Source organism: Pseudomonas sp. FBF18, from assembly GCF_024261405.1.
In the GTDB taxonomy this organism is placed as follows: domain Bacteria; phylum Pseudomonadota; class Gammaproteobacteria; order Pseudomonadales; family Pseudomonadaceae; genus Aquipseudomonas; species Aquipseudomonas palmensis.
Genome location: NZ_QKRS01000023.1, coordinates 50,430 through 61,787, shown reverse-complemented (window position 1 = coordinate 61,787; position 11,358 = coordinate 50,430). Strand labels below are relative to the sequence as shown.

The 11,358-nt window shown below is 66.9% G+C and carries 10 protein-coding genes and 1 tRNA gene; 6 read left to right on the top strand and 5 right to left on the bottom strand.

Annotated features, from left to right (window positions below):
• Positions 1-71 precede the first annotated feature (71 nt).
• The 3 genes from selA to DN387_RS24475 all read left to right on the top strand — a co-directional run bounded on the left by selA (position 72) and on the right by DN387_RS24475 (position 3,508).
• A complete protein-coding gene (gene selA, locus DN387_RS24485; RefSeq protein WP_054916432.1) occupies positions 72-1,496 on the top strand; it encodes an L-seryl-tRNA(Sec) selenium transferase in 1,425 nt (474 codons plus the stop codon).
• On the top strand, positions 1,493-3,406 hold the full coding sequence (gene selB / locus DN387_RS24480; protein ID WP_054916431.1) for a selenocysteine-specific translation elongation factor: 1,914 nt from the start codon (positions 1,493-1,495) through the stop codon (positions 3,404-3,406). Before selA ends, selB begins: the two co-directional genes overlap by 4 nt.
• A gap of 6 nt (positions 3,407-3,412) precedes the next feature.
• Positions 3,413-3,508, top strand: a tRNA-Sec gene (locus DN387_RS24475).
• A gap of 14 nt (positions 3,509-3,522) precedes the next feature.
• Here the strand turns inward: DN387_RS24475 and DN387_RS24470 are convergent.
• Together DN387_RS24470 and DN387_RS24465 are read right to left on the bottom strand one after the other, a co-directional pair.
• A complete protein-coding gene (locus tag DN387_RS24470; protein WP_054916430.1) occupies positions 3,523-4,515 on the bottom strand; it encodes an asparaginase in 993 nt (330 codons plus the stop codon).
• A gap of 80 nt (positions 4,516-4,595) precedes the next feature.
• Entirely contained in the window at positions 4,596-6,044 is a 1,449-nt protein-coding gene (locus tag DN387_RS24465) for a sodium:alanine symporter family protein (protein WP_054916429.1), read from the bottom strand.
• A gap of 168 nt (positions 6,045-6,212) precedes the next feature.
• Here DN387_RS24465 and DN387_RS24460 point away from each other — a divergent pair, with 168 nt between their 5' ends.
• Positions 6,213-7,031 carry a helix-turn-helix transcriptional regulator gene (locus tag DN387_RS24460; RefSeq protein ID WP_043861908.1) on the top strand — a complete coding sequence of 273 codons (819 nt, stop codon included), beginning with the start codon at positions 6,213-6,215 and terminating at the stop codon, positions 7,029-7,031.
• Between the two features lie 12 nt (positions 7,032-7,043).
• On the opposite strand, the gene DN387_RS24455 is transcribed toward DN387_RS24460, so the two are convergent.
• Positions 7,044-7,886, bottom strand: coding sequence for an alpha/beta hydrolase (locus DN387_RS24455; RefSeq protein ID WP_054916428.1), 843 nt, complete (start codon positions 7,884-7,886; stop codon positions 7,044-7,046).
• Between the two features lie 254 nt (positions 7,887-8,140).
• Here DN387_RS24455 and DN387_RS24450 point away from each other — a divergent pair, with 254 nt between their 5' ends.
• Positions 8,141-9,025: a sugar nucleotide-binding protein gene (locus tag DN387_RS24450; protein ID WP_054916427.1), complete on the top strand. Its 885-nt coding sequence runs from the start codon at positions 8,141-8,143 to the stop codon at positions 9,023-9,025.
• Positions 9,018-9,947 (top strand): NAD-dependent epimerase/dehydratase family protein, encoded by a 930-nt coding sequence (locus DN387_RS24445; protein WP_054916426.1) that lies wholly within the window; start codon positions 9,018-9,020, stop codon positions 9,945-9,947. Before DN387_RS24450 ends, DN387_RS24445 begins: the two co-directional genes overlap by 8 nt.
• A gap of 102 nt (positions 9,948-10,049) precedes the next feature.
• Here DN387_RS24445 and DN387_RS24440 read toward each other — a convergent pair whose 3' ends face one another.
• On the bottom strand, positions 10,050-10,733 hold the full coding sequence (locus tag DN387_RS24440; protein ID WP_043861904.1) for an OmpW family protein: 684 nt from the start codon (positions 10,731-10,733) through the stop codon (positions 10,050-10,052).
• Positions 10,734-10,843: 110 nt separating this feature from the next.
• Positions 10,844-11,356 carry a DUF3299 domain-containing protein gene (locus tag DN387_RS24435; protein ID WP_043861948.1) on the bottom strand — a complete coding sequence of 171 codons (513 nt, stop codon included), beginning with the start codon at positions 11,354-11,356 and terminating at the stop codon, positions 10,844-10,846.
• Positions 11,357-11,358 lie beyond the last annotated feature (2 nt).

Below are 11,358 nucleotides of genomic sequence, written 5' to 3'. Positions count from 1 at the left end.
TGGGATCCGACCCTGCGCGGTGTTCCATTCGCCGGCAAGGCCGGCTCCTACATAGGCCGGAGCGTTTTTGCATGTCCTCCAACGTCACTCAGTGCACCCACCGTCTACCCTCCATCGACACCCTCCTGCGCAGCCCTGCCTGCGTTCCCCTGGTGGACCGCTACGGCCGCGACGCCGTGCTCGCCACCTTGCGCCAACTGCTCGATGACCTGCGCGAGCCCGCCCGCCACGGCCAGCTCGGCGCTGCCGAACTGGCCCCCGAGGTGCTCGCCGGCCGCACCAACGAACGCCTCGCCGCCCGGCACCGCAGCCACATCCGCCGGGTGTTCAACCTCACCGGCACCGTGCTGCACACCAACCTGGGCCGCGCGCTGCTGCCCGAAGCCGCCATCGAGGCCGTCCAGCTTGCCGCGCGCCACCCCCTCAACCTCGAGTTCGACCTGGACAGCGGCAAGCGCGGCGACCGTGACGACCTGATCGAAGGCCTGATCCGCGAGCTCACCGGCGCCGAGGCCGTGACCGTGGTCAACAACAATGCCGCCGCCGTGCTGCTGGCGCTCAACAGCCTGGGCGCGCGCAAGGAGGGCATCATTTCGCGCGGCGAACTGATCGAGATCGGTGGTGCATTCCGCATCCCCGACATCATGGCCCGCGCCGGGGTCAGGCTGCACGAGGTGGGCACCACCAATCGCACCCACGCCCGCGACTACGAAGCGGCAATCAACCCGCGCAGCGGCCTGCTGATGCGCGTGCATTGCAGCAACTACAGCATTGAAGGCTTCACCAGCCATGTGCCCACCGCCGAGCTGGCGCAACTGGCCCACCAGCACGGCCTGCCGCTGCTCGAAGACCTGGGCAGCGGCAGCCTGATCGACCTGACCCGCTGGGGCCTGCCCGCCGAACCCACGGTGCGTCAGGCCCTGGCCGATGGCGCCGATATCGTTACCTTCAGCGGCGACAAGCTGCTCGGCGGTCCGCAGGCCGGGATCATCGTGGGCAGCAAGGCGCTGATCGCGCGCATCAAGAAGAACCCGCTCAAGCGTGCCCTGCGGGTCGACAAGTTGACCCTCGCCGCGCTGGAAGCGGTGCTGGGCCTGTACCGCGACCCCGACCGTTTGGCCGAGCGCCTGCCCAGCCTGCGCCTGCTGACCCGGCCGCAAGCCGAGATCCTGGCCCAGGCCGAACGCTTGGCGCCGCGCATGGCACAGGCGTTGGGCGCGTCGTGGAGCGTTGCCGCGCTGCCTGCACTGGGCATGATCGGCAGCGGCAGCCAGCCGGTGGCACGCCTGCCCAGTGCTGCGCTGTGCATGCGCCCACAGGTGTCCAAGCGCCTGCGCGGTCGCAGCCTGCTGGCGCTGGAAGCGGCCTTGCGCGCGTTGCCCATCCCGGTGCTCGGGCGCCTGGACGACGACGCGCTGTGGCTCGACCTGCGCCAGCTGGATGACGAACCCGCGTGGCTGGCGCAGCTGACGCAACTGGCGGTACTGCCCACGTGATCGTCGGCACCGCCGGGCACATCGACCATGGCAAGACCGCGCTGCTCGAAGCCCTCACCGGCCAGGCCGGGGATCATCGGCGCGAAGAGCGCGAACGCGGCATCACCATCGACCTTGGCTACCGTTATGCAGCGCTGGCGACGGATGCGCCGTTGACCGGCTTTGTCGACGTGCCGGGCCACGAGCGGTTTATCCACAACATGCTGGCCGGCGCCCAGGGTATCGACCTGGTGCTGCTGGTGGTGGCGGCCGACGACGGGGTGATGCCCCAGACCCGCGAGCACCTGGCCATCGTCGAACTGCTGGGCATCGCGCAGGCGCTGGTGGCCATCACCAAATGCGACCGGGTCGAGCCGGCGCGGGTGCAGGCGGTGCAGGCCCAGGTGCGCGGGCTGCTTGCGCCGGGACCGTATGCCGGGGCGGCGCAGTTCGCGGTGTCGAGTGTCAGCGGCCAGGGTATCGAGGCACTGCGTCAGGCATTGCTCGCCGCGCAGCACGCCCTGCAGCCGCGTAGCCAGGGTGGCGCTTTTCGCCTGGCCATCGACCGGGCCTTCAGCGTGGCCGGGGCCGGTATCGTGGTCACGGGCACCGCGTTGTCCGGGCAGGTTCAGGTGGGCGACAGCCTGGTGCTGGGCAAGGCGGGCAAACCGGTGCGGGTGCGCGGCCTGCACGCGCAGAACCAGGTCGCGACCCAGGCCTTCGCCGGGCAGCGCGTGGCCCTGAACATCAGTGCCGAGCGGCTGGCGCTGGAGCATATCCACCGCGGCGACTGGCTGCTGGCCGAGTGGCTGCATGCGCCTACTCAGCGGCTGGATATCGAACTGCACCTGCTGGCCGGGGAAGCCCGTGCACTCGAGCATTTCAGCCCGGTGCACCTGCACCTGGGCACCCAGGATGTCACCGCCCGCGTGGCATTGCTGGAGGGCGAGCGGCTGGCGCCCGGGGCGCGCATGTTCGCGCAGCTGCTGGTCAACGCGCCGGTGCAGGCGGTGCATGGCGACCCCGTGGTGCTGCGCGACCAGAGTGCCCAGCGCACCATTGGCGGCGGGCGCGTACTCGATCCGTTTGCCCCGGCCCGCCAGCGCCGCAGCCCGCAGCGGCTGGCGCAGCTGCAGGCAATGGCGGCGGCCGACAGCCTGGAACAGGCCTTGCCGGCGCTGCTTGCGCAAGGCACGGGCGGGCTCGACCCGCAGCGCCTGGAGCGCCAGTTCAATCGCTTGCGCAGCCACTGGCGGCTGGATGCGCAGGTGCAGGTGGTGGCCACGCGGCAGGGGCCGCTGCTGTTCGACACGACGCAATGGCAGGCGCTCAAGGCCCGGGTGCTGGCGCAACTGGCGCGCTTTCACGAGCTCGAACCCGACCAGCTCGGCCCTGACCGCGACCGCCTGCGCCGTTTCGCCAGCCTGGCACTGGAGCGGCCGGCGTTCATCAGCCTGGTGGACGAGTTGCTGGGCGAGCAGGCGATTGCCAGCAGCGGTCCGTGGCTGCACCTGCCCACGCACCAGGCGCGCCTGAACGAGGCCGACACGGCGCTCTGGCAACAGGTGCAACCGTTGCTGCTGGCGGCGCGTTTCGATCCGCCCTGGGTGCGCGACCTGGCCCGCGCCACCGGCAGCGAAGAAGCCGAGGTGCGGCTGCTGCTGCGCAAGATGGCGCGTCTGGGCCAGGTGCACCAGGTGGTGCGCGATCTGTTCTATCCCGAGGCCACAGTGCGGCAAATGGCGGCTATGCTGTTGCGCATGGCGGGTGATGAGGTGCAGGTGACGGTTTTTCGTGATGCGCTGGGTATCGGGCGCAAGCGCAGCATCCAGGTGCTGGAATACTTCGACCGCATCGGCCTGACCCGGCGCCTGGGCGACCAGCGTCGCATTCGCCGCGACAATGCCCTGGCTCAACCGGGCGACAACTGAATTCAAGGAAGGCAATCGCGCCCGGTGGCGCGGCCGGGCTTCAAACCCGGTTGGGGACGGCAGCCGTTCCCGGGCAGGTTCGACTCCGGCTGCCTTCCGCCATTTTTCGCAGTGCCTCAGGCCACCCGTTCACCGCACAGGTCCAGGGCGAACCAGTGCTCGGCGGTGTCGATGTCCAGCCCCGCGCCCAGCAGGGCGAACAGCTTGCCCAGCGCCGCCTCGCGGGTCATGCCGCCGCCCGATACCAGGCCGGTCTCGCGCAGGCGGCTGCCGGCGGCGTAGGTATCGAACAGCACACTGCCCTCGATGCACTGGCTGATGGCGGCAATCAGCACGCCACCCTGGCGCGCCTTCTGCAACGCCTGCATCAGTGCTGCATCCTCCGATGGGCCGGTGCCGCTGCCATAGCATTCAAGCAGCAGGCCGCGCACGCCGCTCGCCACCAGTGCCTGCACCTGCTCGGCCTGCAAGCCGGGGTACACCGGCAGCACCGCCAGTTTCACCGGCACCCGCGGCTGGGCATAGCCGAGTACCGCGGGCAACGCGCTGGCGCGGCTGCCTTCGCGGTGGCGCGCCGGCGCGGCAAACGCATCGAAGGCCTCGCTGCGCAGTTTGCTGGCCCGTGCGCCGTGCAGCAGCTGGCCTGCGAAATACAGCTGCACGCCGCTTTGCAGGCCGCTTTCGAACAGGGCCAGGGCGCCGTGCAGGTTGTCCCAGGCGTCGCTGTGCGGTGCGCCGGCCGGCAGCATCGAGCCGGTGAGCACTACCGGCACATCCAGCCCCAGCAGCAGGAACGACAACGCTGCTGCGCTGTAGGCCAGGGTGTCGGTGCCGTGCAGCAGCAGGATGCCGTCGTGGCCGTCACGCGTCACCGCCGTGACGATGGCCGCCTGCATGGCCAGCCAGTTGGCCTGCTGCATGTTGGCGCTGTCGAGCAGCGGTGACATCTCCTGCAGGCGCCAGTGCACCCGGGGTGGCGTCGGGTGCGTGTCCAGCCAGGCGCGCATGCGTGCCTCGAAGCCACCGGCCGGCGCCAGGCCATGGGGCGTTTGCAGCATGCCGATGGTGCCGCCGGTGTAGAGGACGAGAAGGTTCTTGACCGCGCGCATGGTGAGCATTCCAGGCAGGTGAGAAAAGGGGCATCGCGAATCGGCTGCCGCCCGCGAACGGGGCGGCGGCACAGGGTAGCTCAGCGTTGCGCTTGAGCTTGAGCTTCGCTCACGCTGGCAGGGCGTGCGCTTTCAGCGGGCTGGACAGCAGGCCAGGCCTGGGTGTCCAGGTCCAGGTCGGGGAACCTGGCCGAGTCGAATACCGGCTGCTTGATGCCTGCCTTGCGCTGGTCGTCGTAGTCGCGCATCACGCGCAGGCCGATCTTGAACAGCAGCGCCAGGGCGATCAGGTTGACGAAGGCCAGGCACGTCATGGTGATGTCGGCGAAGGCGAACACGGTCGACAGGTTCTGCACCGAGCCCCACACGATCAGCGCCAGCACCAGGGCACGGTAGACCATCAGCACCGCACGGTTGCGGGTCAGAAACTGCAGGCTGTTTTCGCCCAGGTAGTAGTTGTAGAGGATGCAGGTGAACACGAACAGCGACAGCGCCACGCTGACGAACAGGCGACCCCAGTCACCGACCACGGCAGCCAGCGAGTTCTGGGTCAGCACGATGCCGTCACCTTCGAAGCCCGGGGTGTAGAAGCCCGACAGCAGAATCAGCAGCGCGGTGCAGGTGCAGATCACGAAGGTATCGAGGAACACGCTGAATGCCTGCACCACGCCCTGGGCGCCCGGGTGTTTCACTGCCGCCACGGCGGCCACGTTGGGCGCACTGCCAAGGCCCGCTTCGTTGGCGAACACGCCACGCTTGACGCCCATCACGATGGCACTGCCCAGCAGGCCGCCGAATGCAGGGTCCAGGCCGAAGGCGCTCTTGAAGATGGTTTCGAGCATGGCCGGCACGTGTTCGATCTGGCTGCCGATCACGTACAGGGTAACGCCGATGTAGGCCAGGGTCTTGACCGGCACCAGCAGGTCGGACACCGAGGCGATGCGCTTGATCCCGCCCAGGAACACGATGGCCAGCAGCACGGCCAGGGCAATCCCGGTGTGCTCCGGGGCGAAGCCGAAGGCGTTCTGCAGCGAGTGGGTCACGGTGTACGACTGCAGGCCGTTGAAGGCGAAGCCGTAGGTCACCAGCAGCAACACCGAGAACACCACTGCCATGGTGCGCAGGTTGAGGCCGTGCAGGATGTAGTAGGCCGGGCCGCCGCGGTATAGGCCGTCACCGTCGGCGCGCTTGTAGACCTGCGCCAGGGTGCATTCGAAGAAGCTGCTGGACATGCCCACCAGCGCCGTCACCCACATCCAGAACACCGCGCCCGGGCCGCCCAGGGTCACGGCGATACCGACACCGGCGATGTTGCCGGCACCCACGCGCCCGGCCAGGCTCAGCATCAGTGCCTGGAACGAACTCAACTGGCCCGCCTGGCCGCGCAACGATTCCTTGAATACGCCGAACATATGGATGAAATGGCGAAACTGCACAAATCGCGAGCGCAGGGTGAAATAGCTTCCCAGTCCGACGATAAGCACGATAAGGAGCTTCCCCGAAAGGAAATCGTTGAGCACTTCGAGCATGGCGTGACCTCGGTTCTTGTTCTGAATGACAGTGGCTGACGGCGTGCGCCGTTTGCCTGGGGGCGCATGGTTGGTCATGACAAACGTCGTTACAATTTCGCGGGTTGCTCTGAGTTGATGCGACCTGATGCTAAACTGGCGCCTATCGCATCAATCGGTACCTGATCAATGAGTCAACACCTGGGCCCCAACCTCAAGCTGGCGTGCAGCCATTACCGCTCTATTTCCGAGGTTTGCCGGCAGCTGTCGATCAACCGGGCGCAGTTCAACAAGTACCTGAGCGGGCAGAGCCAGCCGACGGCGTACAACCTCAAGCGCATCGGCGACTTCTTCGGCGTCGAGGACTACGAACTGGGCCTGCCGCCGGAACAGTTCGCGCGCCTGATCGGTGCGCGCAGCTCGGCGCTTGCCAGCCCGGCCCAGGCCGACCCGTTGCTGGAACTGCTGCGCCCGCTGCGCGAGCACGAGGGCAATCTGTCGCGCTACTGCGGCTACTACTTCGAGTATTCCAACTGCATGTCGGTGCCGGGCAGCATCCTGCTGTCGCTGGTGCACCTGCGCGAAGAACGCGGCACGTTCCTGTTCGAGCGCCAGGAACGCCAGGAGCGCTCCAGCAGCACCGACGTGCAGGCCGAAGACTGGGTGCGCTGCCGCTACCTGGGCGCGGCCTTTCAGTTGCAGGACCGGGTGTTTCTGATCGACTACGAATCGCTGACGGTCAACGAGATGAGCCAGACCATCCTGATTCCCAGCTTCAAGAGCCGCATCACCCGGCTCAACGGCCTCAAGACCGGCGTCTCCAGCGGTGACCGGCGCACTCCGGCGTGTACCCGCGTGGTGTGGGAATACCTGGGCCCGGAAATCAACCGCATCAATGCCTACCGCCAGGTCCGGCTGTACCGCCCGGATGACCCGCGCATCGATGACGATGTGCGCGCACGGCTCAACGTCGGGCCGATTCGCAACGGCCTGTTCGAGATCGAGTGAAGGGCGCCGTGCTCAGCGGCGAATGAATGCCGCCACCTGCTGCGCCAGGGCCCCGGCCTGTGGGGGATGGGCGCGCAGGTGTGCGGCGATGCCGTGGTCGCAGTCGGGCAGGGTCAGCTGTTCGAAATGCCCGGGGGGTAGGGTGTCGCTCAGCGCCTGGATGACTTCGGCCGGGATCGGGCTGTAGCGCAGCATGCCGTCGATTTCCACATGGCCTGCCGACGTGCCCGGGGTTCGCCCGTGGTGGGCGGCCAGCAGGCCATCGTACTGGCCCAGCACCAGCAGCACCTGGCCGCGATAGCTGCGCAGGAACTTGTAGCTGTCGCTGTCGAGAAACCCGTGGGGGGTGCTGATGGCGCGGGTGAAGGCCGGGCCGAACGGTGCATCGTAAGCGCTGTCGGCATAGACCGCCGGGCACAGCAGCACCAGCTTGTTCACCTGGCGTGCATGGTGTGCTGCCACTTTCAGCGCCAGCGCTGCGCCCAGGCTGTGGCCGATCACGGTGTTGCAGCGATGCTCGACGTGGCGAAAGAAGCGCAGCGCCTCGGCCAGGTTGGTGTGCAGCGAGGGCGCCCGGGCCCCCGGCAGGCTGGCCAGGCTGTGCCCCGACAGGTTGCCGGTCAGCGAGCCGATGCCCAGGGCCTGCAGGCGGTACAGCAGCGGGTTGAGGTGGGTGAAGTCGCTGCGTGCGCCGCCGAGCATGAACAGCGGCGGCGCGTGCTCGATATCGGGGATCAGCAGGCGACCTTCCTGGCTGTAGCCGTCGAACGTTTCGACCACCAGGCACTCGCGGCCCGGGCTGGGTTCGTCGAATTGCCAACGCTCACGTCCGTGTGCGGCCGTCTTGATCGGCATGAAGCGGTCCTCTTGCCCGGGGTGAAGGGTCGACAAGTCGACATGAACCAGCGAGGCTGACGCTTTTACAGTAGATGCAGTCGGGCATTTCTGGTGGGCGCGCAGGTTATTTCTTGAACTACGTTGAACCCGTCACACTTTGCGCTGACACACTCTAGACTTTGGCGCCAGTCGGCCCCGCGTTGGACTTCGCCTGCTGGAAGCCGCAAAATATCCGCTTTCCCTCAATTTATCTGACCGGACCTGCTGATTCTATGCGAATGCGCCTGATGCTGTTGGGTGGTGGAAATGCCCTTGGGCAAGCGCTGATTCGCCTCGGGGCCGAGGAAGATATCGGCTTTCTGGCGCCGCGCCCACCTGACCAGGGCTGGGATGCCGCGAGCCTGACCCAGCTGCTCGATGAAACCCGCCCCGATGCGCTGATCAATCTGGCCTACTACTTCGACTGGTTCCAGGCCGAATCGGTGAGCGAGCAGCGCCTGGCTTCGCAGGAGCGTGCGGTCGAGCGCCTGGCCGAACTGTGCCAGCACCACAATATCATCTTGCTGCAACCCTCCAGCTACCGGGTATTCGACGGTTCGCGGGCCACGGCCTACAGCGAAAAGGACGAGCCGGTACCGCTCGGCCAACGTGGCCAGGCGTTGTGGCGCATCGAACAGAGCGTGCGCGCGACCTGCCCGCAGCACGTGCTGCTGCGCTTTGGCTGGGTGCTCGACGACAGCGTCGACGGCGTGCTGGGGCGTTTTCTGACCCGCGCCGAGCACTCGCAGGAACTGCTGCTGGCCGACGACCGGCGTGGCAACCCGACCCCGGTCGACGATGCAGCGCGGGTGATCCTGGCGGTGCTCAAGCAACTGGACTGTGGCGCGCCACTGTGGGGCACCTACCATTACGCCGGCAACGAGGCGACCACGCCGCTGGCGCTGGGTCAGGCGATCCTCAGCGAAGCCGGGCAACTGCGTCAGCTGGCCGTCGAAGCGCCCACTGCGCAGGCCCACGCCGCCCGCCCGGATGCTGCCGAAGAACCCCAGCACGCAGTGCTGGCCTGCAAGAAAATCCTCCACACCTTCGGCATCAAGCCGCGTGCCTGGCGCGCCGGCCTGCCGACCCTACTGGACCGGTTCTATCGTCATGGCTGATGCTCCTATCCTGATTACCGGGGGGGCCGGCTTCATCGGCTCCCACCTGAGCGACGCGCTGCTGGCCAAGGGGTACGCGGTGCGCGTGCTCGACGACCTGTCTACCGGCCGGCGCCTGAACCTGCAGCTGGACAACCCGCGCCTGCAACTGATCGAGGGCGACGTGGCCGATGCCGCCCTGGTGGCCCGGGCCGCCGAGGGCTGCCAGGCCGTGGTGCACCTGGCGGCGGTGGCCTCGGTGCAGGCCTCTGTGGAAGACCCGGTCAGGACCCACCAGAGCAACTTCATCGGCACGCTGAACGTGTGCGAGGCGATGCGTGTGGCCGGCATCAAGCGCGTGCTGTTTGCCTCCAGCGCTGCGGTGTACGGCAACAACGGTGAAGGCCAGGCCATCGACGAGGACACGCCCAAGGCGCCGCTGACCCCCTATGCGGTGGACAAGCTGGCCAGCGAGCAGTACCTGGACTTCTATCGTCGCCAGCATGGGCTGGAGCCGGTGGTGTTTCGCTTCTTCAATATCTTCGGGCCACGCCAGGACCCGTCGTCGCCGTATTCGGGAGTGATCAGCATCTTCTGCGAGCGCGCCCTCAACGGCACGCCGATCAACCTGTTTGGCGATGGCGAGCAGACCCGTGACTTCCTGTATGTGGCCGACCTGGTGGCGGTGCTGGTGCAGGCGCTGGAACAGGCGCAGGTGCAGGAGGGCGCGGTGAACGTGGGGCTGAACCGCGCCACCACGCTGAACCAGTTGCTCGACGCACTGCGCAAGGTGGTAGGGCCGTTGCCCGAGGTCAATCACGGGCCGGCGCGCGCGGGTGATATCCGTCATTCGCGGGCCGACAATGCGCGGCTGCTGGCGCGCTTCGACCTGCCCGAGCCGACGCCACTGGCCGATGGGCTGGCGCACCTGCTGGGGCGCTGAACGTAAAAAGCTTCGCCGGCAACGCCGGCTCCTGCAGGCGGTATCTCCCTGACGGGAATCGCAGCCAAAAAAAAGCCCCGAATGATCGGGGCTTTTTCATGGTCAGAACTTGTAACCCACACCCACCATGTAGACCCATGGGTCCACATCCACGCTCACCTTGGTCTTGCCCACGCCCAGCGCGCTTGGGCCGTCGATGGTGGCCTTGGTGTCGATGTCCACGTACCAGACCGCGGCGTTGACCAGCAGGTTGTCGGTCAGCATGTAGTCCATGCCCAGTTGGCCGGCCAGGCCGACCGAGTCCTTGAGCTTCATGTTGCTGAAGCCCTGGGCCTTGCGGCTGCTGCTCAGGTCTTCATCGAAGAACAGGGTGTAGTTAAGACCGATACCGGCGTAAGGCTGGAACTTGGAGGTCGGCTCCATCGGGTAGTACTGCAGCGACAGGGTCGGTGGCAGTTGCTTGATGTTCGCCAGCTTGCCGTCCAGGCCCGCGCCCAGGCCCTTTACGCCCACTTCGTGCTGGAACGGGGTGGCTGCCAGCAGTTCCAGGCCGATGTGGTCGGTCAGCATGTAGGCAAAGGCCAGGCCCAGCTGGGTGTCGCTGTCCAGGGTGGCCTTGGTGCCGCCAACCTTGGTGCCGTCGAGCTTGATATCGCCGCTGTCCTCGTTCGGTGCGGTGGTGATCGCACCGGCACGCAGAATGAAATCGCCCGCCTGGTGGGCGTGGGCAACAGGGGCTGCAAGCGCGAGGGCAATGAGCGAGGCGCTGAGCAAGGACTTGTTCATGGAAGCTCCCAAAGGACGTTTAGAATTTAATGTGTCCAATGGTAAGGAGCTGACAGGCGGTGATTCTTGACGCAGCTCAATGAAACCGCAAACGCCCTGGCGCGGGGCTTCTATTGTAGTTCATAGGCGTAGATCTTCTCGGCTTCCATCTGGTAGCCGGCCTCGGCCAGCTCGCTGCTGGAAGCCTTGACCTGCATCGGCCCCTCGATCCAGTAGGGCTGGTACAGCTCCTCGACCTTGATGCCGATTTCGCTGAACACGTGCACGATCTGGTTCGACGGTGGGGGCGGCACGTGAATGCACGCGCCGTAGTACGGCACCAGCAGGAACTCGGTGGTACGGCCTTCCTCGCTGACTTCCAGTGGCACGATGTAGCCCGGCAGCTTCACCTGCTGGCCATCCAGTGCCTTCACCACCGGCGCGTCGGGCGCCTGCTGCTGCGCCGCCGGGCCGCTTTCGCCGGCCAGCGCGTTGCTCAACTGCGAAAGGTCGTGCAGTGGGGTCATCTGCGGCACGATCACCGGTGCACCCTCGGGGATCAATTGCGGCCATTCCAGCGTGCGCGGCTCACCTGCCCACAGGGGCGGGGCAATCAACAGCAACAACAGCAGGGCACGACGTATCA

Excerpts from the sequence above, each read along its gene's own strand:
- selA (WP_054916432.1), top strand. The coding sequence starts at position 72 with ATGTCCTCCAACGTCACTCAGTGCACCCACCGTCTACCCTCCATCGAC.
- DN387_RS24470 (WP_054916430.1), bottom strand. The coding sequence starts at position 4,515 with ATGCGCGCGGTCAAGAACCTTCTCGTCCTCTACACCGGCGGCACCATC.
- DN387_RS24465 (WP_054916429.1), bottom strand. The coding sequence starts at position 6,044 with ATGCTCGAAGTGCTCAACGATTTCCTTTCGGGGAAGCTCCTTATCGTG.
- DN387_RS24460 (WP_043861908.1), top strand. The coding sequence starts at position 6,213 with ATGAGTCAACACCTGGGCCCCAACCTCAAGCTGGCGTGCAGCCATTAC.
- DN387_RS24455 (WP_054916428.1), bottom strand. The coding sequence starts at position 7,886 with ATGCCGATCAAGACGGCCGCACACGGACGTGAGCGTTGGCAATTCGAC.
- DN387_RS24450 (WP_054916427.1), top strand. The coding sequence starts at position 8,141 with ATGCGAATGCGCCTGATGCTGTTGGGTGGTGGAAATGCCCTTGGGCAA.
- DN387_RS24445 (WP_054916426.1), top strand. The coding sequence starts at position 9,018 with ATGGCTGATGCTCCTATCCTGATTACCGGGGGGGCCGGCTTCATCGGC.
- DN387_RS24440 (WP_043861904.1), bottom strand. The coding sequence starts at position 10,733 with ATGAACAAGTCCTTGCTCAGCGCCTCGCTCATTGCCCTCGCGCTTGCA.